This window comes from Micromonospora sp. NPDC003197, from assembly GCF_053590565.1.
Genome location: NZ_JBSFTE010000001.1, coordinates 373,793 through 394,769 on the forward strand (window position 1 = coordinate 373,793; position 20,977 = coordinate 394,769).

The 20,977-nt window shown below is 68.1% G+C and carries 27 protein-coding genes; 14 read left to right on the plus strand and 13 right to left on the minus strand.

From position 1 onward, the window contains the following. Positions 1–155 precede the first annotated feature (155 nt). Both ACWDV4_RS01675 and ACWDV4_RS01680 read right to left on the minus strand, forming a co-directional pair. Positions 156–833: a GyrI-like domain-containing protein gene (locus ACWDV4_RS01675; RefSeq protein ID WP_449974005.1), complete on the minus strand. Its 678-nt coding sequence runs from the start codon at positions 831–833 to the stop codon at positions 156–158. Continuing rightward, positions 827–1,627 carry a MerR family transcriptional regulator gene (locus ACWDV4_RS01680; RefSeq protein ID WP_449974006.1) on the minus strand — a complete coding sequence of 267 codons (801 nt, stop codon included), beginning with the start codon at positions 1,625–1,627 and terminating at the stop codon, positions 827–829. Before ACWDV4_RS01680 ends, ACWDV4_RS01675 begins: the two co-directional genes overlap by 7 nt. A 179-nt stretch (positions 1,628–1,806) precedes the next feature. On the opposite strand from ACWDV4_RS01680, the gene ACWDV4_RS01685 reads away from it, so the two are divergent. Both ACWDV4_RS01685 and ACWDV4_RS01690 read left to right on the plus strand, forming a co-directional pair. Beyond that, a complete protein-coding gene (locus tag ACWDV4_RS01685) occupies positions 1,807–2,337 on the plus strand; it encodes a PadR family transcriptional regulator (protein WP_449974007.1) in 531 nt (176 codons plus the stop codon). After that, positions 2,334–3,419 (plus strand): serine hydrolase domain-containing protein, encoded by a 1,086-nt coding sequence (locus tag ACWDV4_RS01690; RefSeq protein ID WP_449974008.1) that lies wholly within the window; start codon positions 2,334–2,336, stop codon positions 3,417–3,419. Before ACWDV4_RS01685 ends, ACWDV4_RS01690 begins: the two co-directional genes overlap by 4 nt. A 116-nt stretch (positions 3,420–3,535) precedes the next feature. On the opposite strand, the gene fes is transcribed toward ACWDV4_RS01690, so the two are convergent. Continuing rightward, a complete protein-coding gene (gene fes / locus ACWDV4_RS01695) occupies positions 3,536–4,930 on the minus strand; it encodes an enterochelin esterase (RefSeq protein ID WP_449974009.1) in 1,395 nt (464 codons plus the stop codon). A 345-nt stretch (positions 4,931–5,275) separates the two neighbouring features. Between fes and ACWDV4_RS01700 the strand changes: the two genes are divergently transcribed. Together ACWDV4_RS01700 and ACWDV4_RS01705 are read left to right on the plus strand one after the other, a co-directional pair. Then, entirely contained in the window at positions 5,276–5,623 is a 348-nt protein-coding gene (locus ACWDV4_RS01700; RefSeq protein ID WP_449974011.1) for a hypothetical protein, read from the plus strand. 101 nt (positions 5,624–5,724) lie between these two features. Beyond that, positions 5,725–6,222, plus strand: coding sequence for a YcxB family protein (locus tag ACWDV4_RS01705; protein WP_449974012.1), 498 nt, complete (start codon positions 5,725–5,727; stop codon positions 6,220–6,222). A gap of 40 nt (positions 6,223–6,262) precedes the next feature. Here ACWDV4_RS01705 and ACWDV4_RS01710 read toward each other — a convergent pair whose 3' ends face one another. Next, complete coding sequence (locus ACWDV4_RS01710) at positions 6,263–7,264, minus strand: RNA polymerase subunit sigma-70 (protein WP_449974137.1); 1,002 nt, start codon at positions 7,262–7,264, stop codon at positions 6,263–6,265. On the opposite strand from ACWDV4_RS01710, the gene ACWDV4_RS01715 reads away from it, so the two are divergent. Beyond that, on the plus strand, positions 7,257–7,637 hold the full coding sequence (locus ACWDV4_RS01715) for a nuclear transport factor 2 family protein (RefSeq protein WP_449974013.1): 381 nt from the start codon (positions 7,257–7,259) through the stop codon (positions 7,635–7,637). The two genes, ACWDV4_RS01710 and ACWDV4_RS01715, sit on opposite strands and share 8 nt — an antisense overlap. Next, positions 7,621–7,791, plus strand: coding sequence for a hypothetical protein (locus ACWDV4_RS01720; protein WP_449974015.1), 171 nt, complete (start codon positions 7,621–7,623; stop codon positions 7,789–7,791). Before ACWDV4_RS01715 ends, ACWDV4_RS01720 begins: the two co-directional genes overlap by 17 nt. A gap of 90 nt (positions 7,792–7,881) precedes the next feature. Here ACWDV4_RS01720 and ACWDV4_RS01725 read toward each other — a convergent pair whose 3' ends face one another. Continuing rightward, positions 7,882–8,694, minus strand: a complete 813-nt coding sequence (locus tag ACWDV4_RS01725; protein ID WP_449974017.1) for an Fpg/Nei family DNA glycosylase — start codon at positions 8,692–8,694, stop codon at positions 7,882–7,884. 156 nt (positions 8,695–8,850) lie between these two features. Between ACWDV4_RS01725 and ACWDV4_RS01730 the strand changes: the two genes are divergently transcribed. Continuing rightward, on the plus strand, positions 8,851–9,174 hold the full coding sequence (locus tag ACWDV4_RS01730; protein WP_449974019.1) for a PadR family transcriptional regulator: 324 nt from the start codon (positions 8,851–8,853) through the stop codon (positions 9,172–9,174). Continuing rightward, positions 9,168–9,827, plus strand: a complete 660-nt coding sequence (locus tag ACWDV4_RS01735) for a hypothetical protein (RefSeq protein WP_449974020.1) — start codon at positions 9,168–9,170, stop codon at positions 9,825–9,827. Before ACWDV4_RS01730 ends, ACWDV4_RS01735 begins: the two co-directional genes overlap by 7 nt. Positions 9,828–9,944: 117 nt before the next feature. Here the strand turns inward: ACWDV4_RS01735 and ACWDV4_RS01740 are convergent, their stop codons facing one another. Next, positions 9,945–10,847, minus strand: a complete 903-nt coding sequence (locus tag ACWDV4_RS01740) for an SDR family NAD(P)-dependent oxidoreductase (protein ID WP_449974138.1) — start codon at positions 10,845–10,847, stop codon at positions 9,945–9,947. A gap of 106 nt (positions 10,848–10,953) precedes the next feature. Between ACWDV4_RS01740 and ACWDV4_RS01745 the strand changes: the two genes are divergently transcribed. After that, positions 10,954–11,619 carry a TetR family transcriptional regulator gene (locus ACWDV4_RS01745; protein ID WP_449974021.1) on the plus strand — a complete coding sequence of 222 codons (666 nt, stop codon included), beginning with the start codon at positions 10,954–10,956 and terminating at the stop codon, positions 11,617–11,619. Between the two features lie 7 nt (positions 11,620–11,626). On the opposite strand, the gene ACWDV4_RS01750 is transcribed toward ACWDV4_RS01745, so the two are convergent. The 3 genes from ACWDV4_RS01750 to ACWDV4_RS01760 all read right to left on the minus strand — a co-directional run bounded on the left by ACWDV4_RS01750 (position 11,627) and on the right by ACWDV4_RS01760 (position 13,054). Beyond that, positions 11,627–11,830: a DUF397 domain-containing protein gene (locus tag ACWDV4_RS01750; RefSeq protein WP_449974023.1), complete on the minus strand. Its 204-nt coding sequence runs from the start codon at positions 11,828–11,830 to the stop codon at positions 11,627–11,629. A gap of 143 nt (positions 11,831–11,973) precedes the next feature. Beyond that, on the minus strand, positions 11,974–12,177 hold the full coding sequence (locus ACWDV4_RS01755; RefSeq protein WP_449974025.1) for a DUF397 domain-containing protein: 204 nt from the start codon (positions 12,175–12,177) through the stop codon (positions 11,974–11,976). Beyond that, complete coding sequence (locus tag ACWDV4_RS01760) at positions 12,170–13,054, minus strand: helix-turn-helix domain-containing protein (protein WP_449974026.1); 885 nt, start codon at positions 13,052–13,054, stop codon at positions 12,170–12,172. Before ACWDV4_RS01760 ends, ACWDV4_RS01755 begins: the two co-directional genes overlap by 8 nt. A 205-nt stretch (positions 13,055–13,259) precedes the next feature. Between ACWDV4_RS01760 and ACWDV4_RS01765 the strand changes: the two genes are divergently transcribed. Together ACWDV4_RS01765 and ACWDV4_RS01770 are read left to right on the plus strand one after the other, a co-directional pair. Next, complete coding sequence (locus ACWDV4_RS01765) at positions 13,260–13,439, plus strand: hypothetical protein (protein ID WP_449974028.1); 180 nt, start codon at positions 13,260–13,262, stop codon at positions 13,437–13,439. Next, positions 13,436–13,879, plus strand: coding sequence for a hypothetical protein (locus ACWDV4_RS01770; RefSeq protein ID WP_449974029.1), 444 nt, complete (start codon positions 13,436–13,438; stop codon positions 13,877–13,879). The genes ACWDV4_RS01765 and ACWDV4_RS01770 overlap by 4 nt, the downstream gene beginning before the upstream one ends. A 6-nt stretch (positions 13,880–13,885) precedes the next feature. Here ACWDV4_RS01770 and ACWDV4_RS01775 read toward each other — a convergent pair whose 3' ends face one another. Continuing rightward, a complete protein-coding gene (locus ACWDV4_RS01775) occupies positions 13,886–14,767 on the minus strand; it encodes an ADP-ribosylglycohydrolase family protein (RefSeq protein WP_449974031.1) in 882 nt (293 codons plus the stop codon). A 211-nt stretch (positions 14,768–14,978) separates the two neighbouring features. On the opposite strand from ACWDV4_RS01775, the gene ACWDV4_RS01780 reads away from it, so the two are divergent. From ACWDV4_RS01780 to rocD, 3 genes are all read left to right on the plus strand, one after another. After that, on the plus strand, positions 14,979–15,707 hold the full coding sequence (locus tag ACWDV4_RS01780) for a thrombospondin (protein ID WP_449974032.1): 729 nt from the start codon (positions 14,979–14,981) through the stop codon (positions 15,705–15,707). 295 nt (positions 15,708–16,002) lie between these two features. Further along, on the plus strand, positions 16,003–16,824 hold the full coding sequence (gene ddaH / locus ACWDV4_RS01785) for a dimethylargininase (protein ID WP_449974033.1): 822 nt from the start codon (positions 16,003–16,005) through the stop codon (positions 16,822–16,824). Continuing rightward, positions 16,821–18,065, plus strand: coding sequence for an ornithine--oxo-acid transaminase (rocD, locus tag ACWDV4_RS01790; RefSeq protein WP_449974034.1), 1,245 nt, complete (start codon positions 16,821–16,823; stop codon positions 18,063–18,065). Before ddaH ends, rocD begins: the two co-directional genes overlap by 4 nt. Positions 18,066–18,149: 84 nt before the next feature. Here rocD and ACWDV4_RS01795 read toward each other — a convergent pair whose 3' ends face one another. The 3 genes from ACWDV4_RS01795 to ACWDV4_RS01805 form a co-directional block, all read right to left on the minus strand. Then, positions 18,150–19,289, minus strand: coding sequence for an FHA domain-containing protein (locus ACWDV4_RS01795; RefSeq protein ID WP_449974035.1), 1,140 nt, complete (start codon positions 19,287–19,289; stop codon positions 18,150–18,152). Beyond that, a complete protein-coding gene (locus ACWDV4_RS01800) occupies positions 19,286–19,579 on the minus strand; it encodes a 4a-hydroxytetrahydrobiopterin dehydratase (RefSeq protein WP_449974037.1) in 294 nt (97 codons plus the stop codon). The genes ACWDV4_RS01795 and ACWDV4_RS01800 overlap by 4 nt, the downstream gene beginning before the upstream one ends. Positions 19,580–19,753: 174 nt before the next feature. Further along, a complete protein-coding gene (locus tag ACWDV4_RS01805; RefSeq protein ID WP_449974039.1) occupies positions 19,754–20,839 on the minus strand; it encodes a golvesin C-terminal-like domain-containing protein in 1,086 nt (361 codons plus the stop codon). Positions 20,840–20,977: the final 138 nt, after the last annotated feature.

Genomic DNA, 20,977 nt, shown 5'->3' on the forward strand with positions numbered 1-20,977 from the left:
CCGGATTCGCCGGTTCACGGCTTTTGACGTACGACATCGGCCGGCGTACGTCGTGACGCAGATGCGGACGGCGCTGGAGCGGCCGGCTGGCGACCGGGTCTCTGAACAACCCTCGCTGTCCCGGCAGCAACAGATGCACCCAAACTTCAGGCTGCTCAGGCTGATCCCGACACCGACTCCGACGCCGCTGCCACTGACGACGACGATGCCGATGCCGATGCCGACGATGCCACCGTCACCGGGTAGCGGAGGATCGTCTTGAGCTTCTCGGGTGCGGTGCGGCCGGGATTCGACAGATAAATCTCGTGGTGCCGGCCGCAGACCTCCCGGCCCTGTTCGGCCACGAAGGCGAGCAGTCGTTCGATCGTGGGGCGCTCCGCCGCGTACGGTCCGATGTGCAGAATCTGCGCGGCCGGCCCTTCGGCGAACTCGCGCAGCTCAAGCCGATCCACCGCGGCCGACGGCTTCTTCTTCGCCGTCGCGGCGATCCCCTGCGCGACCAGGTCTGCCGTGACCTGCGACGGCTGCATGATCATCATGGTCCACTGCCAGTCGGCCCGATCCCGCTCGGTAATGTCCCACCCGCCTTCGGCCCACCACAGCCCCTGCAACGGCATCACCGAATACTCCACGGTGCCCGCATTCTTCAAGGCGAACCGCGCGAAATACGAGACGCCATACAGCGCCTCGACCGCCGACTGCCAGACCGGCCCGTCGGGATCTCCAGCGCCGTCGACCGCCAGGAACTGCAACGCGGGTACGTCCACCACGGCCGGATTGCCCGTCGCCCCGTACAAATCTTTGTGCACCTTCTTGAAGTCCGTGCTCAGCATTCGTCTTCCTTCTCGATCGGGATGACGATCCGGGTCGCCAACTGCGTCGGATCGCTCGTGGTCGGATCGGTCAGGTACGCCTCACGTACCGGGCCGTGGGGGCGCAGCCCTCGCTCGTGGATCCAGGCGAACATCGCCTGGTAGGTCAGGGGCAGATGCTCGTACGCTCCGACGTGCGTCGCGACGACCGCCGGTCCCCCGGGCAGGTGCTCCACCGTCGTCCCGCCCACCGGATCGGCCGCGGTCTCCACGCCGACCGCGATACGCAACTGTCCGTCGATGTCGACCGGAAACAGTCCCCACATCGGTGGGGTCCACGGCAAACCGGGCAATACACTCGACAACTGCGCGAAGCATCCGCTGATCGCCACGCCGATCTCGTCCGGCGCGCACACCGTCGGGGCGACCAGTAGTCGCCGGGGCGGTTCCCTGGTCAGGCCGACCTCCTGCTGAAGCAAGCCGTCCCGGAGCAGCCGTTCCAGTGCCGCCAGGGTGTTGCGCTGCCGGGCCAACCGCTCCTCCAGCCGGTCCCGTTCGGCGCGCAGGGCAGCGGTCTGGGCGTTCTCGTCGCCGCGTAGGGTCTGCGCGATCGCCGCCAGCGGCACGTCGAGCGTACGGAGCAGGGCGATCGCCAGCGCGTCACGTACCTGGTCACGGCGGTAGTACCGATAGCTGGTGATCGGGTCGATGTGTGCTGGCGGCAGCAGTCCTACGTCGTCGTAGTGCCGTAGCTGCTTGACGCTCAGCCGGCACATCTGGGCGAAGCGGCCGATGGGCAGGAACTCCTCGGGCATGCCCTCATCGTCGGCCCTCCCATCGTGGGAGAGTCCAGCGCCCAAAGGTTGGGGTGTTAGGAAGGGCCCCTTCCTATCGCTTTCTGTATAGGAAGGGGCCCTTCCTAACACCCGACGGCGCCCAACCGCTTGCGAATGCAACTATTGGACAGCGCATATATCTGCGCTAACATCTAGCGATGTCCCTACGGCACGCCATCCTCGGGCTCCTGTCAATCCAGCCCATGAGCGGCTACGAACTAAAAAAGATCATCGACACGAGCGTTGGACACTTCTGGACGGCAGATCAGTCGCAGGTGTACCGGACGCTGGCCAGCCTGGTGGAGGACGGCCTGGCATCCCGCCGCACCGTGATGCAGGCGGAGCGCCCCAACCTGCATCTACACAGCGTGACCGACCGCGGATTGGCCGAACTGGACAAGTGGCTCGCCTCGCCGTTGCAGACACCGCCGACGCGCGAGCCCTTCCTGGCGCGACTGTTCTTCGCCGACAGGATGCCGGCGGACGAGGTGCGAAAACTGCTGGATAACCGCCGACAGGAAGTGAGCGACGAGCTGGCGGCGTTGGAGGCGATCGCCGTTCCGGCAGAGGTCACTGAGATCGGGCAGGTGCTCCGGTTGGCCACGCTCGCCAACGGCATCGCTCATGCCCGAGCCGAGCTCGACTGGCTGGACGCCACGAAACAACAACTAGATGGGATCGCGTCATGAGCCCATCCGTGCCCGGCCGACCTGGTAGCCAGCACCCGGTCGCAGCCAAGCTCGACCGAGTCGCGGCACGCTACGCCGCCAAGCCGAGGGTGTCGGCGATGAGCTTCGCAATCGAGCAGCCGTCGACGGGATTCACCTGGCACCATGGCGACACCGACCAACCGTACTTCGTCGCCAGCATCACCAAGCTGTACACCGTCTCGATAATCATGCAACTTCGCGACGAGGGAGTCCTGACGCTCGACACTCGCGCCGCAGAGCTGCTCGGCGAGGAAACGATGTGCGGCCTGAACGTGCACGACGGCCACGATTACGGTCCGGCGATCACCGTACGCGAGCTGTTGACGCAGACATCCGGGATACCCGACTACTTCGAACAGAAGCGACCCGACGGCGGCACCTTCCTGAGTGACATGCTCCGCGCCGACGCCGCCTGGACGTTCGAGAACTACATCGAGATGGCAAGGGCCATGCCGAGCCAGTTCGCCCCCTCGACACCGGGTAAGGCGCAGTACTGCGACACCAACTACCAGCTGCTCGGACGCATCATCGAGGTAGCCACCTCCGGCAGCTTCAACGATGCCTTCCGTAGCCGAATCATCGAGCCGCTCGGCTTGCCCAACACCTGGCTGTTCACCCCGCACACAGTGCATCGGTACGACGAGGTCGCGACGATCCTGCATGGCGACACACCACCGCACATCCCGAAGACGATCGCCTCATTCGCACCCGATGGCGCGGTGGTGTCAACCGCCACTGACCAGCTGCGACTCCTCCGCGCCTTCATGGGGGGCGAACTGTTCCCCGCGCGGTACCTGACCGAGATGACCGCGCACTGGAACCCGGTCTTCTCCCGTCTCGAACCCATCGACTACGGAATCGGGATCATGCGGTTCAAGCTTCCCCGCTGGCAATCGCCGCTCGCGCCGGCCCCGGAGATGATCGGCCATTCCGGCGCCTTCGGGTCCGTGCTCTATTACATCCCGGAACGGGATCTCTACGTCTCCGGCACCGTAAACCAGATGCACCCCCGTAGCCTCTCCCACCGCCTCCTGCTACAGCTCGTAACTCAACTCCGCTGAGAGACAACCCAAGCACGTGCCGGCGAGCCGGCCACCGGACGGCAGCACGGCCGCTCGGGTTGGGGTGTTAGGAAGGGGCCCTTCCTATGCAGAAAGCGATAAGAAGGGGCCCTTCCTTACACCCGAAGGAGGGTGAGTAGGCCGTCGACCAGGCCGCCTCGCCAGCAGACCGGGTCGTGCCCGCCGTCGTACTCGTGGTAGTCGACGGGGGCGTCCACCGCCCGCAGGAGGTCGCGGAGGTGCCGGGTCCGGTCGAGCAGGTCCCACTCTCGGGTGCCGACTTCGAGGTACCAGCGGATGTCGCGAGCGGCTGCCGTCTCGGCGACCCGGGTGGCGAACCAGTCGTCGCGGGGATACCAGAACGAGCCGGACTGCGACAGTACGGCCCCGAACCGGTGCGGTGCACGCAGCGCCGCGTAGGCGGCGGTGAGCCCGCCCAGGCTCTGACCGGCGATGACGCTACGCGCCGGGTCGGTGGTGATCGGCAGCCGCCGACCAGCCCAGGGCAGCAGCTCGTCGACAAGGAAGTCCACGTAGGACGGATTGCAGGCGAGATCCCGGGTACGGGTGGGCATGTCGACCGGATCGACCATGAGCACCACTGTCGGCGGGATGCGACCCGCGCCAACGAGGTTGTCCAGGGTGGAGCCGAGCGCCCCCTGGTCGCCCCAGAGGTCGCCGTCGAGGAGTACGACCACCGGCAAGTCGCCGTGCCGGCCCAGGTCGCCGTGCCGGCCCAGGTCAGCCTGCCCGTCGCCGGGCGGCACCCAGAGCCGGACGGTACGCGTACCGCCGAGCGCGGCGCTCTCGAACCGGTGCACCGTGATGGTGCCGCTCGGCGTACCCGGTCGCGGGGCCAACCACGGCTGGGCGGGCGCGTCGGGCAGGGTCACCGTCGACAGCACCGGCCCGTCGGGGCCGTCGGCCAGCGGTTGCCGGTTGAGTGGGTCGGTCACCGTCGCCGACCGCATCCGCTGCCAGAGGGTACGGTCGGGTGTGCCGGTCGGGTCGAACTCCGGCACCGGTACGTCCAGCGGCCCGATCGTGTAGCTGGCCCGCCAGGTGCCCGGCATCCGGTAGCTAAGGTGCCACACGTCCGTACCGGGTAGCCGGTGCATGGTGCTCTGCCGCAGGTCGTGGAAGTCGGTCAGCTTGTTCAGGTGCAGTACGACCGCCTGTGCCGATTCGTCCCGCCACAGGAACGTGACCACGTGCTCGGTACCGTCAGGCTCGATCAGCGGCGTACCTTCGGTGGCGACCTGCGCCCAGAACGAGGCAACCGCCGCTGCCCTCCCCGAATCGTCCGCCTCGGCCAGGGCGGCGGCCAGCGCGGTGACGCGTGGGCTGGCGCAGACCGGCAACGGGTACGGCCGGGGCCGGTGCGGCGGCACGACCGGGCTGCTCGGCACGTGGAACGCATCCTCCGGCAGGTGGGACACATCGTCGGGCAGGTGGGACGCATCGTCGGGCACGTCGACGGTGCCCTCGATGCGTGGTGCCGTGCTACCCATGCGTTCGTGCTCCGTCCCAGAGGAGGAATCAGCAGTCTTAGGGGAGCCTAATCAGGCTCGACCTGGCTCCTCAGGCCGCCTGGACAGCGAACAGGCGCGCGAACTGTGCCCTGCCGTCACGCTCAAGTCATGCGTCGGAGGTCAGCACCCGAGGGGGCATGACGGACGCCTACCTCTGCGAGCGGGGCATCCGGCCCGACATCGGTCGCTCGGCTGATAGGGCTGATGTCGGGATCCCTTCTCGCTTGGTTGACACAGAAACTATCCGAATAAATCATGGACATCGATACAAAACGTCTTGCCTCTGGGCTGAAGTCAGCCGGAACGCCGACCGGAAGGACACTCATGCGCAGATCCGTCAGCCGAATCGCCGCGACTTTCGCCGCTGCCCTGATCACCACGCTGGCCGCGACGCTACCGGCGTTGCCTGCAGCCGCTGGCGAGCCGGTCAAGAGCCCCGACGAGGGCCTGGTCTTCTACTCGAGCTACCCGACCGAAGTAGTCGGCAGGCAGGGCAAACCTGACGACGTCTGCCGTCAGGTCCCGGCCGACGCGACCTGGCTGCTCGCCTGGAGCGACGGCTTCGGTAGCGTCTCCGGCTACCGGACCCCGGACTGTAGTGGTCAGGCGTCCGAGCTCAACAACTTCCACAGCTGGCCGAAGGGCCACTACCTCACCTACAAGGCCAGCTGACCAGTGTTCCCGGTGGTCGTTCGCCGACGACCACCGATCCCGTCAGCAGGGCGCGAGTCATGCGCTGCCCGGGGCGCGAGTGGGGGCACTATCGTTCTGGCGTGCACATCCGTTTCGACGTCCCAGCCGATCCCGCCTACCCGGGCCGCGTGGCTGCTGCACTCAGTAGTGTTCGGCTGCGCAAGTACGGTTATATCGGCGCGGTGCTGGTGGTGGTCGGGGCGATCGGTTTCGCCGTCTCGCCGGGGTTCGCGTGGGGCGACCAGATCTCGCTGCTGTGCATGCCGATGGTCGTGGGGGGCCTGCTGTCGATGCTGTACGCGCCGTGGGTGCGGTGGCGCGCCCGGCGTCGCTCCAGTGGCTACGCCGTCGAGGGCGCGTACGATATCACCGACGACAACATCATGATGCGCAGCGGCTCGGAGTCCGGCGGCATCGCCTGGGACGGGGTCACCCAGGTGAGGGACACCTCTGACTTCTGGATCGTGTACGTCGGCCGCATGCCGGCGACCGTGATCCCACGCCGCTTGATGTCCGCCGAGGACGCCGAGACGTTGCACGCCTTCATGGCCGAACGCGGGCTGCTCCAGCTTCGGTGAGCACCGGGATCAAATGCTCCAGCTTCGGTGAGCACCGGGATCAGATGTCGTGGAGGAACAGGGTCATGCCGCTGAGGCGGTCGCCGGCCAGGGTGAGCACCATCAGCCCGCCGGGTTGCTCGTCCCCGTCGCCGGTGAGGTGACAGGTAAACGCCGGCTGCCCGTTCGCGCGGATGGGGCGCAGTTGCATACACAGACCCTGACGGACGCGCCAGGCGGCACTGGCCCGCAGGAACGACATGATCGCCGCCATGCCGTGGTACTCGTGCGGCGCGGGCGGCATGGCCAGCCACGCCTTGTCGGTGAGCAGACTGACCAGGGTGTCGACATCGTCGCCCGCGAAGGCTTCGGAGAAGCGCTCCACCACCTGACGTTCGCGCGCCGACCCAGGCGCGGGTGGCGCCTCACGGCCGGGCTCGCGGTGCCGTTCGATCGCACGGCGGGCTCGCTGCAATTGACCTTTGATGGCGGTCGGTGTGGTGTCCAGCATCGGCGCGACCTCACCGAGTGGATATCCGAGTACGTCACAGAGCACAAGTACGGCGGCCTGCCTCGGGGTGAGTCGCTGTAGCGCGGCGATGAACGCCAGTTCGATCGCCTCCCGAGCGGTGTAGCGCGCTTCGGGGTTGGGATCGGTGTCGGGCGTGTGCACCAGGAGCGCGTCGGGGTACGGCTGAAGCCAGGTCACGTGACTGCGGCGGCTGGGCTCGGGAGGCTGGAACGGCGGTTGCGGCTCGGGTGGGATCCGTCGGCCACGGTCGCGCAGCGCGTTGAGGCAGCGGTTGGTGGCGATCCGGTACAGCCAGGACCGCAGCGAGGCTCGGCCCTCAAATCCGTCCAGGCCACGCCAGGCCGCCAGCAGCGTTTCCTGGAGCACGTCCTCGGCATCGGTCACCGAACCCAGCAGGCGGTAGCAGTGCACCAGCAACTCACGCCGATGCGCCTCCACCGCCTCCTCGAAAGTGACCTCCGCCACAGCCGTTCCGTTCCTCGCGTCGTCGGTGTCAAGACCAGCAACACCGGAAGGAGTTTCAATGACCAGCCCAGCATTGCAGACCGCTTTGGCCTACCACCGCGCGTGGACCGGCAAAGATCTTGAAGCGGCGATGGCCTTCATCGCGGACGAGATTGTGCTCGACGCACCAGCCGGGCGGCTCACCGGCATCCAGGCATACCGCCAGTTCCTCGGGCCGTTCGCGGAACAGTTCCTGATCCGCGCGGAGATGATCGCCGGGTTCGGGGACGACAGTACTGCCCTGCTCATGTACGACACCGAAACAGTTCCCGCCAAGAGCGCACCGGCAGCCGAGTTTGTCACGGTCCGGGACGGAAAGATCGTCTACAACCGGTTCATCTTCGACCGCCTGCCGTTCGCAGAGTTCCAACGCCGGCAGGTCGATGATGGCGTTCGATGAGGAACTGGCCGGTCGGGTGCGGGAGATCATCGGCGACCAGCCGGGGGTGACCGAGAAGCGGATGTTCGGTGGGCTCGCCTGGCTGGTGCACGGCCACCTGGCCACCTGGGTACGGCGCGGGCTGACCTATGCGTTGACATTGTCGGGCCGGTAGGCCGTCAGCTCATCCGCCGGTATCTCGTATCGGCGGATGAGCTGAGTCTCCACTCAGTGCCGACCGGCTACCTCATGAGGCACTGGCGAGTCAGGAGGGCGGCTGGCAGGTGGGACACCAGTACGAGTTCCGGCCGGCGAGTTCGCCCCGACTGATCTCCGTACCGCAGACGTGGCAGGGCAGCCCAGCGCGCCGGTAGACGTACACCTCGCCACCGTGCGCGTCGACGCGCGGTGGGCGACCCATCGCCTCCGGCAGGTGCTCCGGGCGAACTGTGTCGATCTTGCCGACGGTCACCGCAACGCCCATCAACTCGACCAGATCGGCCCAGATGGTCGCCCATGCCTGCGGGGCGAGCTTTCGGCCGGGCAGGGTCGGCGGCAGACCGGCCCGGAACAGCGCCTCGGTCACGAAGATCAGGCCGGTGCCGGCCACGATCGACTGGTCCATCAGCAGCGCCGCCAGGGCGATGTTGCTGCGCGCGATCCGGGCGTACGCGGTGGTCGGGTCGGCGTCGGCGCGCAGTGGATCGACGCCGAGCCGGTTGCGTAGTGCGTCGACCTCGGGCGGGGAGAGCAGTTCACAGGCGGTGGGACCGCGCAACTCCAGCCAGTGCCGGTCGCTGGCCAACTGGAGACGTACCTGGCCGACCGGCTCCGGCGGCGCACCGTCGCCGTCGGCGAACTTGCCGTAGAGCCCGAGGTGGATGTGCAGGCTCAGCCCGTTGTTGTAGTGGTGCAGCAGGTGCTTGCCGCACGCCTCGGTGTCGTCCAGCACCGAGCCGGAGAGCAGCGCCGCACCCTCGGCGAACCGACCCTGCGGGCTGGCGGCCAGCACCTTGTCACCGGCGAAGAGCGTACGGTGCCGCGCCGCCAGGCGGTGGATCGTGTGTCCTTCGGGCATGGCAGTCAAGGGTAGTCAGCGACCTTTGCCCCGCCCAGGCAACCTGGTCACGACCGGCCGTCACGCAGCCGGCCAGGACCGGCCGTCAGGTAGCCCGGCCACGAACTCTCGCCGCACCCTATGCAGAACTAGGAATAGGTAGCTACCATGCCGGATATGAGTTCGCTCCGCATGACAACGCCACGCCTCATGGTGCTGCGGGCGTTGCTGACCGATCCGAGCCGCGAGCGGTACGGGCTCGATCTGGCTCTGACGGCGGGCCTGCAACCGGGAACCGTTTACCCGATCCTGGTCGCCTTCGAGGCCATGGGCTGGCTGGAGAGTCGCGAGGAAGACATCGACCCCCATGCGGCCAACCGCCCCCGGCGGCGCTACTACCGACTGTCTGCGGCCGGGGCGTCCGCAGCTCAGCAGGCTGTCCTGGCCGCCGAGAAGCGGCGCAACGCAGGCTCGGGCACCCGGAGGCGGTTGGCGTGGTGAAACGGACGGCACCCGCGCCGGAATCGGTGCCCCAGAACTGTCCGAGCCCGTGTCCGCCAATCGAACGCGCCGCCGTCGCCGCGCTCACCCGCCTGCTACCGGCGGGATTCCGTGACCGGCAACAGAACGAGTGGACGGGTGACCTGGTCGCCCTGGCTCAGCACGGGGCAGCCGCACGCTGGCAGTACCTGTTCTGGGCGGCATGGACCCTGCCGTCGCTGCGCTTGGCGGCGAGCCGCAGCCGGAAGTCGACCACGGCGCAGACACTCCCGGTCGGGACCAACCAGAAGCAAGGCGGACTGCCTGTCGGGCTGCTTCGGGCTCTCACCGGCGTCCAGTTCTACGTGGTAGCGGCCTACCTCGCCGCCGCGGTGATTCCGTACCTCTGGAGCCCGCGCCCCTATCCCCCGACCTGGCTGTGGATAGTGCCGGGCTGGCTACTTGGCGTACCGGGATTCTTCGTCACTCTGCTCGGACCGGTACTCGCGATTCCCCTGGCGCTCGCCGGCCTTGTTGCGCTGGCCAGGTACCGCCGGGCGCTGTCCGCTCGAATGACCCGTTGGGGCCTGGTGGCTACCGCCCTTTCGACTGCCTATGCCGTCTATGGTTTGACGCCCCTGGCCCACGCGATGCGCATCTACCTGATCGACTGACAGCGGTAAGGCCCACGCCATACCTCGGCAAACCGCCCCTGCGGAGTCACCGACCACCTCCTTGCCGAGCAGCCGACTCAGTTCCGAAGAAAATCCCTCAGCTGTGGAGTCACCGCTTTACCGCACGGGAAACGTCACTCCGGTCAACTCTTCGGAGACAGTCCACAGGCGCTGCTGAACGGTCTGGTCGTGGGAGTCGGGGCTGGAGGTGACCAGCTTCGGATATCCCCGGATCTCACCCCGGTTGCCGGGACCGTAGTACTGGCCGCCGATGACGGCCGGATCGGTGGCGGCGCGCAGGGTGGGCAGGGCACCCATCTCGGCCTTCTGGGTGAGCAGCGGCGCGAGCCAGGTGACGGGCAGCCGAATCGCGGCGGGTGTGTTGCGGATGAGTTCGGTGTTGGACACGCCGGGATGGGCGGCCACCGCGACCGTGGTGCCGTGCGGCGCGAGCCGGCGCTGTAGTTCGTACGTGAACATCAGGTTGGCGAGTTTGGCCTGGCCGTAGGCGGCGGCACGGCTGTACGAGCGCTCCCACTGCAGGTCGTCGAAGTGGATGGCGGCCCGGATGCGGTGGCCGGTGCTGCTGACCGTGACGACGCGGGAGCCGGGGACGGGCAGGAGCCGGTCCAGCAGCAGGCCGGTGAGGGCGAAGTGGCCGAGGTGGTTGGTGCCGAACTGCAGCTCGAAACCGTCGGCGGTGGTCTGCTTCGGGGTGTACATCACGCCGGCGTTGTTGATCAGGAGGTCGATGCGCGGGTGGGCGGCGCGCAGGTCGGCCGCCGCGGACCGGATCGAGGCCAGGGAGGTCAGGTCGAGGACCTGGACGGTGACGTCGCCGGTGATGCGGGCGGCTGCCTGCCTGCCCTTCTCGATGTCGCGGACGGCCAGGACCACCGCCGCCCCGCGCGCGGCGAGCATCCGGGCGGTCTCGAAGCCCAGCCCGGTGTTGGCGCCGGTCACGATCGCCACCCGTCCGTGCTGGTCGGGGATGTGCTGCTCGGTCCAGTTTCCACTCACACTCACGGCACACTCCTAAAGAACCATCGGTCTGTTATGAGAACGACCTTAAGAGACTGCCGGTCTGCTGTCAAGGAACCGCTGGTCTTTAAGCTAGGCTGGGGACGTGACATTCCAGCGGGCGCGGAGCGAGGAGCAGCGGGAGATCCGCCGCCGGGCGATCCTGGACACGGCGGCGGCGATGCTCAACGAGATGCCCGTGGCCGAGGTGAGCCTCAACGAACTGAGCCGGCGGGTGGGCCTGGCCAAGTCGAATGTCCTGCGCTATTTCGAGTCGCGCGAGGCGGTGCTGCTCGAACTGCTGGACGACTTCCTGGGAAGTTGGCTCGCCGAGCTGGCGGACGAGCTGGCCGCGGGCATCGAGGCGCACGCGGCGCCGGAAGTGCGGGCAAGCCGGCTAGCCGAGATCCTCAGCCAGTCGCTGGCGGACCGGGTGGTGCTGTGCGACCTCTTCGGCGCGCAGGGCGGCGTCCTTGAGCACAACGTCTCGGTCGAGGTGATCAAACGGCACAAGCGATCCTCCCTCGCCAGGCTCGCGGTCATGACCGAGCTCGTGCGCCGCCATGTGCCCGAGCTCGGCGACAGCGCACAACCCTTCTGCCTGATGAGCCTCGTCGCGGCGGGCGCCCTGTCGTCCTACGCCCCGCCGCCGCCCAGCCTCCTCGCCGCCTATGCGGACGAGCCTGCGCTCGGCGTACTCCACATGGAGCTGCGTGACGCTCTGCGGATGTCCTTCACCTCGACACTCCTGGGCGTGCTGCCGCGCGCCTGAACCTTTATCAGTGACTCAGGTGGCTGGACTTCACGCTGTTCAGAAACGCCGTCCAGGCGTACGGGTCGACCGCCAGCACCGGGCCGGTGACGTCCTTGCTGTCCCGGATGCCAACCACACCGACGAGGTTGTCAGCCACCTCGACACACTCGCCACCGCTGCCACCACTGCGGGTGGACTTGCGCCACCGGGCACCACTCAGGTCAGGCATAGCGCTCTCCTATGATCTCGCCGATCAGCCTTGGTTGATTGCTCGGGCTAGGGGCCCACCTCAGCGTGCCCCGGTCTACCATCGCCGTCAATGCGGACGGGATCGCCGGACGGATGGCCCGGCGACCCTGCCGCTCCGCTGCGTCACCGGGTCAGGCGGCCGGACTTCACGCTGCACACGAACGCCGTCCAGGCGCTCGGCTCGACCGCCAGCACCGGGCCGGCGGCGTCCTTGCTGTCCCGGATGCCGACCACGCCGACGAGGTTGTCGGCCACCTCGACACAGTCTCCGCCGCTGCCACCACTGCGGGCAGCCTTGCGCCATCTCGCACCATTCAAGTCAGGCATAGCGCTCTCCTATGATCTCGCCGATCAACCTTGCTGATTGTCTCTCGTCCAGGGCCAGGGATTCCAGGTCCGACCAGACGTGCGCGTAGGCGGCCACCTCCGCCTGCCGGTCGAGATAGAGCGCACCGGTGATGCCCTCAATGTAGATGGTGGTCGGCTCGGTGGCGGCCCGGCCGAAGGCGACCGGGAAGTCGAGGATGACGAAGGTGCCGGCCTCACTGGCCAGCGGCGGTCCGGCGGCGAGCGGCAGCACCCGGATGGAGATGTTGTCGCGGGTGCCTGCCTCCAGCAGGTGCCGCAACTGGTCACCCATGCCGGCCCGATCGAGCGGTGGCCGGAGCAGCACCGCCTCGCTCAGCATCACTCGGAACGTGGGCGCGGGTGGTAGTCGGCGGGTGAGCACGTTCTGCCGCTGCAACCGGACCGCCACCAGTTTCTCCCGCTCCTCCACCGGCATCGTCGGTGACTTGCGGCGAAACATCTCGGTGGCGTAGGCCCGGGTCTGCAACAGGCCGGGAATCAGCTCGCCGTTGTAGTGACGGAGTTGCTGGGCCCGCTCCTCCAGGCCGACGTAGAGCGAAAACCAGGTGGGCACGGCACTGCCGTAGGAGTGCCACCAGCCGGTGGCCCGGGTCTCCCGGGCCAGACCGAGTACGAGATCAGTCACCTCCTCGGCCACGCCGTACCGCGTGCAGAGCGCCCGTACGTCGATGACCCGGGCCGGAACCAGCCCCTTTTCGATCCGCCAGATCTTCTGCCGGGAGCAGTCCAACTCCTCGGCTGCCGCGTCGAGGGTGACTGCCGCCTCCTCGCGGAGCTGGGTGAGCAGCCGCCCGAGCTGTCTCCTCGGGACAGTCGAACCCGATGTTTCATCCACGATGCAACACCCCGCATTCCCTCGTGCAACAAATAAGAACCATTCCCTCACCGACCTTTCCGCATTCCTCCGTCAACCCCGGCAATTGAGGTTATGAAGCCGCAGTTCATTGCGCAAGACAATGGACGGACAGAAACTTGATAGGCGGCTTGCAAGGCAGAAATGATCAGCGGCGAACGGTTTCCGGGAGGGCGAAGGAGGGCGAATGAAACGTCGTGTCTCCTACGAGGAATACCTCTCCGCAGCGGCGATGACCTTCGCGCGCCGGCACCGTCCGCTGCCGCTGGAGCGCAGGTGTACGTGCAGCGCTGACCTGCCCTGCCAGGCCCGCCACCGGATACCGATCAGCCGCCAACACTGGCCTACCCCGGAGGAGCAGGAATGAGTTGGCACAACCCGCTACGCCCCTACTGGACCTGCACCGGCTGCGATGCCGACTGGCCCTGTCCGACGAAACGACGAGAATTGTTCGCCGAATACCAGGGGGCAATGATCAGTTTGTCGATCTACCTCGCCAGTCAACTCGTGAAGGCGGCCACCGAACTCGACTACATTCCGGCCGGCTGGCTGCACAACCGATTCCTCGGCTGGATCCGTCATCCCGAGGAGCCACTGCCGCACAGCGCCACCGACGTGCTGGTCAGCACCTACGACCTGGTCACCGAGCACACGATCAACACTGACGGGCGCTGCCCGACCTGCGGCGACCCGGACACCTGCTGGGTACGCATCAACCCCAACGGGCCGCCGATCGCCGTACCGCTGCCCAGGTCGGCGCTGCTCACCCAGCGCGTGGGCGAGGACCGACACCAGCCTCCACGGTAGGCGTGACTACAGGGGTGGGAGTGCTTCGCGGGCGTTGAGCCACTCGTCGGGCACATCGTCCAAGCCGGTACGAGCGGCGACGATACCGCCAACGATGGCGCAGGTCGTGTCCATGTCGCCGCCAGCGCTGACGGTCGCCCACAGCGCCTCGACGAGATTGTCGAGGTGTCGGGCGGCGCACCAGATCGCGTACGGCACGGTGTCAACGGCGGAGATCAAGCTGCCACAACCGACCTCGCCGGCGATCCACTGCGGCTGGCGAGAAAACGGTCGGCGGGTGAGCAGACGCAGCCGAGCGGCGACCTCGCTGTCCGGCGTGCGAGCAGCTACCTGCGGCAGCAGTTCCTCTGCCGATACCTGCCGTACCGCCAGTGCGGCCGCGACGGCTACGGCGATGGCACCAGCGGTCGCCTCGGGGTGCGCGTGCGTGACCGCAGCGGACAGGTCCGCCTGCTCGACGACCCGGTCAAGGTCGTCAGCGAACCAGGCTCCGAGTGGGCCGACGCGCATCGCGGCACCGTTGCCCCAGGACCCTTGCCCGTCGAACTGGGCGGCGGTGACCAGCTGCCACGGCTCACCAGCACCGATGGCCTGCAACACCCCGTGCATGGACGGGCCGTAGTTGCGATACGGGTCGGCGGCGTACGCACTGGCGAACCGGTCGGCCAGCTCATCCTGGACCACCTGTCCGTGGTCACGCAGCGTCCGGTAGAGCGAGATGGCCATCGCGGTGTCATCGGTCCACGGCCAAGGTCCCTGTGGTACGAACCGCTCATCGAGAAGCCGCTGCATCTGCTCGGCGGGCCGGAAGAACCACGTCTCGCCGAACGCGTCGCCCATCGCCACTCCGTGCAACGACCAAGTCGCGGCCTCAACGTTGGCAGTCATGCTCTGATCGTGACAGCCGGCCGTCTCCCCGGTCGAACCGTTTCCGCGGCGCTGCACCCCACCCGCGATGGGTTTGGCCACCGCTCTCTCGCTGAAGTAGACGGTGCTGGTACGGACAGGTGTGGCCGCCAGCACATCGGGGTACAGCGATGTGGTCCCCCGCGTAGGCGCCACCGGACACGGCACCCACGCTTGGCTCAGGAGGTGAACCATGGTCAGAATTCCTTCGTTCTCGCGCAACCAGGAGACGGCGCCCACCCGGGCCGGCAGTCAGGTCGCCAGCAATGACCGGTCGACCACCGACACCAGCAGCACCGCCACCGTCACCAGCACCGACGAGACCCGCGACAGTGGGCGGGTAGCGGTCGCCGACCGTCCCGTTCGCACCACCGACACCCGCGCTACCGACACGCGCAGCACCGACACCCGCGCCAACGACACGCGCAGCACCGATACGCGTACGACCACCCGGCCGCGACCGGTCGACACGGACCGCCGGCTGGAGACCAACCGCCGATCGGCTACCGACCGGACGACGGACGTCCCCCGGAAAGTCGACACCGACCGGGTGCCGCAGGTCGACCCGAGCACTGAGCGGGTCGTACCCGCTGGCCCTCGCCCCCGGGCCAGCATGCTCGCCACCCTCGGCCTGATTGTCGGCGTGGCGGCGGCGCTCTTCGTACTCACCGGCACCCTCGCCGGGTACGGCATCGGCCTGGGCGTCCTCGCCCTGCTGTTCAGCATCGGCGGCGTCTCGGCCACCGGCCGTCGGCACGTGGCCGGCAAGACCGACGCGCTGATCGGTCTCATGCTCGGCCTCGGCGCGGTGCTTCTCGGCGTGCTCGCGGTCAGCGGCGAGTTCGGCTGGCCCACGATGGACGGTGACACCGTGCAGCGGTTCCGGGAGTGGCTTGACTCACAGTTTGTGAACCGGTTCTGACGGGCAACTACTGATCTCGGAACGGTGGTTCACCGGTTCCAGCGACTGGGTACAGGTGGTTCACCGGCCAAGCGCACATCTTCGAGGGGCGGCAACGTTGCCGCCCCTCGAAACATGTCCGGAGCGATCGCGCGCAACGAACCGATGGCCTGACCGGAGTTAGACGCAACGTTCCACGCCACTACGCAAGTCTCACCAGTGGTTTCCGCCGTCCGCCCCGGAATAGCGTGGATCAGGACGCCAGCCCGCAGCCGTTCCGTGGCCGGGCGCGTCCGATCCCCTGGGAGCAGGACACATGACGTTGGATACCACCGGTCGGCGCTATCTGATGTGCCGGCCGACGTACTTCGCCGTCGACTACGCGATCAACCCGTGGATGGATCCCTCCGCCCCGGTCGACACCGCGCTCGCCGTCCGGCAGTGGGAGACGCTGCGTCAGACGTACCTCGACCTGGGGCACCGGGTCGAGGAGATCGAGCCGCTGCCCGGCCTGCCGGACATGGTCTTCGCCGCCAACGGTGGCATCGTCATCGACGGCAAGGCACTGGCAGTGCAGTTCCGCGACCCGCAGCGTGCCGACGAGGCACCGGCCTACCGGGCCTGGTTCGAGCGCGCCGGCTTCGCGATGTACGACCCCAAGCACGTCAACGAGGGTGAGGGCGACCTGCTGCTCGCCGGTGACCTGCTGCTCGCCGGCACCGGTTTCCGCACCGCCCACGCCGAGCACGCCCACCTCCAGGAGGTCTTCGGGCGGCCGGTGATCACGCTGCAACTGGTCGACCCGCGCTACTACCACCTGGACACCGCGCTCTGCGTACTCGACGAACGGAACGTCGCGTACCTGCCGGCGGCCTTCTCCCCCGGCAGCCAGGCGGTGCTGCGGCGGCTCTTCCCGGACGCGGTGCTGGCCACCGCCGCCGACGCGGCGGTGTTCGGCCTCAACGCGGTCAGCGACGGCCGGCACGTGGTGTTGCCCCGCCAGGCCACCGCGCTGGCCGCCACGCTGCGCGACCGGGGGTACGAGACGATCGGCGTCGACCTGTCCGAGCTGCGCAAAGCCGGCGGTGGCCCGAAGTGCTGCACGTTGACGCTGCGTGAAGGAGAGGGAAGCAAATGATCGTGGACGACGCCCTGCGTACCCCGCCGACGGACGACGCTCTGCGTACGCCGACGGCGGTACGCGACGCGGAACGGTGGACCGCGCACAACTACCACCCGCTGCCGGTGGTGATCGAATCAGCCGAGGGCGCCTGGCTGACCGACGTCGACGGCCGGCGCTACCTGGACTGTCTGGCCGGCTATTCGGCGCTCAACTTCGGGCATCGGCACCCGACGCTGATCGCCGCCGCCCACGCTCAGCTCGACCGGCTCACGCTGACCAGCCGCGCGTTCATCCACGACCAGTTTGCCGCCTTCTGCCGCGAACTGGCCCAGCTGTGCGGCAAGGAACTGGTGCTGCCGATGAACACCGGGGCGGAGGCGGTGGAGACCGCCATCAAGGTGGCCCGCAAGTGGGGCTACCAGGTCAAGGGGGTGCCGTCCGGGCAGGCCACCATCGTGGTCGCCGACGGCAACTTCCACGGCCGTACGACCACCATCGTCAGCTTCTCCACCGACCCGGACGCCCGCGACGACTTCGGCCCGTACACCCCCGGGTTCCGGATCGTCCCGTACGGCGACCTGGCCGCGTTGACCGAGGCCATCGACGACACCACGGTGGCCGTACTGCTGGAGCCGATCCAGGGCGAGCAGGGCGTCGTCGTCCCGCCGGCCGGTTACCTCTCCGGCGTACGTCGTGTGTGCACCGAGCGGAACGTGCTCTTCCTCGCCGACGAGATCCAGTCCGGGCTGGGCCGGACCGGTACGACGTTCGCCTGCGACTACGAGGATGTCGTACCGGACATGTACCTGCTCGGCAAGGCGCTGGGCGGGGGCATCGTGCCGGTGTCGGCGGTGGCCGCCGACCGGTCGGTGCTCGGGGTGCTGCGCCCCGGCGAGCACGGCTCCACCTTCGGCGGGAACCCGCTGGCCTGCGCGGTCGCCACCGAGGTGGTCCGGCTGCTGGCCACCGGGGAGTTCCAGCGCCGCTCCGCCGAGCTGGGCGTGCACCTGCACGCCGCGTTGCAGAAGCTGGTCGGGCAGGGCCTGGTGGCCGTACGCGGCCGGGGCCTGTGGGCCGGGATCGACATCGACCCGACGCTGATGACCGGCCGGCAGGCGTGTGAGCGGCTGGCCGAGCGCGGCATCCTGGCCAAGGACACCCACGGTTCGACGATCCGGTTGGCTCCCCCGCTGGTCGTCACCGTCGAGGAGCTGGACCACGCGGTCGAACAGTTGGCCGCCGTACTGCGCGGCTAACCCGCCACCCGCCTGACGCGGTTCGCCCGCCCCGTACACGTACGGGGCGGGCGAACTAACCGGCTGTTGGGGAGGTGGGCGGACCTACGGCTTGAGGCGGATCGCCATGGTGGGGGCCTCGGCCATCACCGAGGTCGGGTTGAAGTCGCCCCCGGAGGTCATCTTCGCCGCTCGACCGATCTGTACGCCCGGATACAGCTCCACGAGGTCTCCGGTGCTCAGCGCCCGGGCCTGCTGGTTGATCAGGGGCACCCGCTGCGCCTCGTCCATCGAACCGCCCGGCCGGATGCCCGAACCGTTGGTGCTCACGTCCCGGGCGATCAGGTCGGCGCCGTGCAACTCGAAGCTGACATGGTTACGGCTGATCCAACGCCGGGCCTCGTCGTTGAGCCACTGCCCCAGCCGGATGCCCTCGGACTGTTCCGGCGCCCGGCCCACCACGACCCGCTGTTCGGGGGCGACCACGAACCGTCGCCGGATCTGCCCACCGATCCGTACGGCGAGCACCTCGATCTTGGGGCGCGGACCGATGTCGGAGAGCCGGCGCTCGTGCCGGGGGCAGGTCGGCACCCCGGTACGCAGGCTCGGCGGCGGCTGACCGTACGGCGCTCGTTCGACCCGCAGGTCGGCAAAGGCACCGCCTCCGCCACCGCCGAACAGGGAACATCCCAGTTCGGGGCAGCGCCACACGCGGGCGAGCAACTTGGTGCCGGCCGGTGACGGGCCGACCGCGGTGGGCACGCTGACGCCCACCCGGGCCTTGAGGGTGGGACCGTTCGCGCTGGGGATCGGGGCGAGCATCCGCCCCGGCTCGGTCACCCACGGAAAACGCCCGGCGAGCCCGTCGAACCGCTGCCGACTGAGCACCGGCAGGCCGAGCAGGTCGGCCACCTCAAGCACCCGGTCGGCGGGGCGCTGGTCGACGACCTCGACCAGACCGTCGTCGGCCCAGCGGCGGATCACCATCCGCTCGTTGGAGGTCAGGTCGGCGTCGGAGAGCAGCCCCCGGTGCACCACCGCGTAGACCGGTGCGCCGTCCTCCTGGAGTTGCCGACCGAGCGCGTCGATGGTGATCCCGAGTCGTAACAGGCTGGCCGGCCGGCCACCGTCGAGGTCGACGTAGCGGACCACGTCGGCCAGGTCGAGCACCGCCCGAGCCAGGGCAGGGTCGGTGCAGACCCGGCCCTCGATCGCGTCCAGAACCTTGCTGATCTCGAATCTCATGCCGGGTTCCGTAGGATCTCGTCGATGCGGCGGGCCAGGTCGAAGTCCCGCCGGGTCACTCCGCCAACAGAGTGGGTGACGCACTTGAAGGTCACGGTGCGCCAGCGGATGTCGATGTCGGGATGATGGTTGAGTTCCTCGGCGACCACCGCAACCCGGTCGACAACGGAGATCGTCTCGGGAAAGCCGCCCAGTTCTGCCGTCCGGGAAATGCCAGCCGGGTTACCGGTCCAGCCGGCCAACCCGTCCAGCTCGCTGCGCACCGCCTCAGCGTCGAGCACCTCTGCCATGCGGCTGACCTTACCTTCTGGCTGGTCCAGCTCAGGAGCCGTCGTGATGCTTGCCCACCTTTCCGTCACGAACGACGCCACCCCGGGCAGCGAACGACGCTACCGCTGGGCAGCGGGCGACGCCGACCGGGGCAGCGAACGACACTGCCCTGGTCGGCAACGGTGCCGCCCCGGTCAGACCCGGGTGATCCGTACGGCGTCGGCGACGACGTATCCGGTGGCGCTGGACCACCGGCTCACCCCGACCACGTCCTTGTCACCGGCGGTGAGGGTGAAGGTGCCGAGGGACTTCCATGCCCCGCCACCGGTGCTCTGGTCGACGATGACGGTCTGGTTGCCGCCCTTGGCGACGACGACGTACGGCGTGGCCGTGTTGTAGCCGGCGATGCCGGGGTACCAGGCGTCGATCCGGTAGCTGCCCTCGGCCGGGATGTTCGCCTTGTAGTAGGCGACGTCACTGATCGCCTGCGGGTTGGCGTACCGGTAGTCCGCCCCGTAGCGCTCAGCGGAGTAGCTGGAGGTGAGCCAGTTGGCGCTGGCGGTGAACCGCCCGGCGGTGGTGTTGTCGATGATGACGCTGAACGCCGGCGGGGTGGTGCCGCCGAGCGCGGCGGCGACGTCGAGACGCAGTTGCGGCAGCTTGGCGTAGAGGACGTCACCGGGGCAGGCGGTGGCGACGTAGTCGCGGTGGCCGAAAATCTGGGTCGGGGCGATGTTGTACTGATCGCAGATGTATGCGCAGAACTGCACCAGCTTGTTGTAGAGCACTGCCGGCGGGGCGACCGAGGTGTAGAGCCCCTCGTTCTCGATCCCGATGGCCTTGTCGTTCTGGCCGGGGCAGTGTGCGCCGACGACCATCCCGCTGCCGGCCTGTAGGCGGCTGAGGCTGTTGTGCCGGCCCTCCATCACGTGCCCGCCCCGGCTGATGGTGAAGTGCTGACCGCTGTCGGCCCAGCCGTTGCCGTCCATGTGCCAGCCCTGGACGGTACGGGCGAACGAGTAGGCATACGACAGCGAGGTGTCGCTGACGTTCGCGCTGGCCGTGTGGTGGATGATGATCTTGTTCGGCGAGGACGAGATGACGTTGAGCGAGCTGGAGGGGTTGCGAGCCCCCCAGGTGGCGCAGCTGGCGATGGTGGGCGAATCGACGGCGAGGGCCGGCGCGGCACTGGCGAGCGACAGTCCGCCGGCGGCGGTGCCGACGCCGATGAGTACCGCACCACGCATGACGTCCCGGCGGGACAGGTGACTGCCGGTCATGGACGACCTCCACAGCTGGGGGATGAAGATTTCTTTAGCGATAGCACCAAAGATCGAAGGAATTCTTACCAGACATCGACATCTCCCGCTAGAGCCCACTTCGTCGGGTAATGGGGCAGTTACGAGTCGGCTCGGCAG

Bases quoted from the DNA above. Each gene is read 5' to 3' on its own strand.
- ACWDV4_RS01685 (WP_449974007.1), top strand. From the start codon at position 1,807: ATGTCCCTACGGCACGCCATCCTCGGGCTCCTGTCAATCCAGCCCATG.
- ACWDV4_RS01780 (WP_449974032.1), top strand. From the start codon at position 14,979: ATGGTCAGAATTCCTTCGTTCTCGCGCAACCAGGAGACGGCGCCCACC.
- ACWDV4_RS01690 (WP_449974008.1), top strand. From the start codon at position 2,334: ATGAGCCCATCCGTGCCCGGCCGACCTGGTAGCCAGCACCCGGTCGCA.
- ACWDV4_RS01720 (WP_449974015.1), top strand. From the start codon at position 7,621: ATGATGGCGTTCGATGAGGAACTGGCCGGTCGGGTGCGGGAGATCATC.
- ACWDV4_RS01755 (WP_449974025.1), bottom strand. From the start codon at position 12,177: ATGCCTGACTTGAATGGTGCGAGATGGCGCAAGGCTGCCCGCAGTGGT.
- ACWDV4_RS01725 (WP_449974017.1), bottom strand. From the start codon at position 8,694: ATGCCCGAAGGACACACGATCCACCGCCTGGCGGCGCGGCACCGTACG.
- ACWDV4_RS01680 (WP_449974006.1), bottom strand. From the start codon at position 1,627: ATGCCCGAGGAGTTCCTGCCCATCGGCCGCTTCGCCCAGATGTGCCGG.
- ACWDV4_RS01700 (WP_449974011.1), top strand. From the start codon at position 5,276: ATGCGCAGATCCGTCAGCCGAATCGCCGCGACTTTCGCCGCTGCCCTG.
- ACWDV4_RS01675 (WP_449974005.1), bottom strand. From the start codon at position 833: ATGCTGAGCACGGACTTCAAGAAGGTGCACAAAGATTTGTACGGGGCG.
- ACWDV4_RS01775 (WP_449974031.1), bottom strand. From the start codon at position 14,767: ATGACTGCCAACGTTGAGGCCGCGACTTGGTCGTTGCACGGAGTGGCG.
- ACWDV4_RS01795 (WP_449974035.1), bottom strand. From the start codon at position 19,289: ATGAGATTCGAGATCAGCAAGGTTCTGGACGCGATCGAGGGCCGGGTC.
- ACWDV4_RS01770 (WP_449974029.1), top strand. From the start codon at position 13,436: ATGAGTTGGCACAACCCGCTACGCCCCTACTGGACCTGCACCGGCTGC.
- ACWDV4_RS01805 (WP_449974039.1), bottom strand. From the start codon at position 20,839: ATGACCGGCAGTCACCTGTCCCGCCGGGACGTCATGCGTGGTGCGGTA.
- ACWDV4_RS01730 (WP_449974019.1), top strand. From the start codon at position 8,851: ATGAGTTCGCTCCGCATGACAACGCCACGCCTCATGGTGCTGCGGGCG.
- ddaH (WP_449974033.1), top strand. From the start codon at position 16,003: ATGACGTTGGATACCACCGGTCGGCGCTATCTGATGTGCCGGCCGACG.
- ACWDV4_RS01765 (WP_449974028.1), top strand. From the start codon at position 13,260: ATGAAACGTCGTGTCTCCTACGAGGAATACCTCTCCGCAGCGGCGATG.
- rocD (WP_449974034.1), top strand. From the start codon at position 16,821: ATGATCGTGGACGACGCCCTGCGTACCCCGCCGACGGACGACGCTCTG.
- ACWDV4_RS01750 (WP_449974023.1), bottom strand. From the start codon at position 11,830: ATGCCTGACCTGAGTGGTGCCCGGTGGCGCAAGTCCACCCGCAGTGGT.
- ACWDV4_RS01800 (WP_449974037.1), bottom strand. From the start codon at position 19,579: ATGGCAGAGGTGCTCGACGCTGAGGCGGTGCGCAGCGAGCTGGACGGG.
- ACWDV4_RS01715 (WP_449974013.1), top strand. From the start codon at position 7,257: ATGACCAGCCCAGCATTGCAGACCGCTTTGGCCTACCACCGCGCGTGG.
- fes (WP_449974009.1), bottom strand. From the start codon at position 4,930: ATGGGTAGCACGGCACCACGCATCGAGGGCACCGTCGACGTGCCCGAC.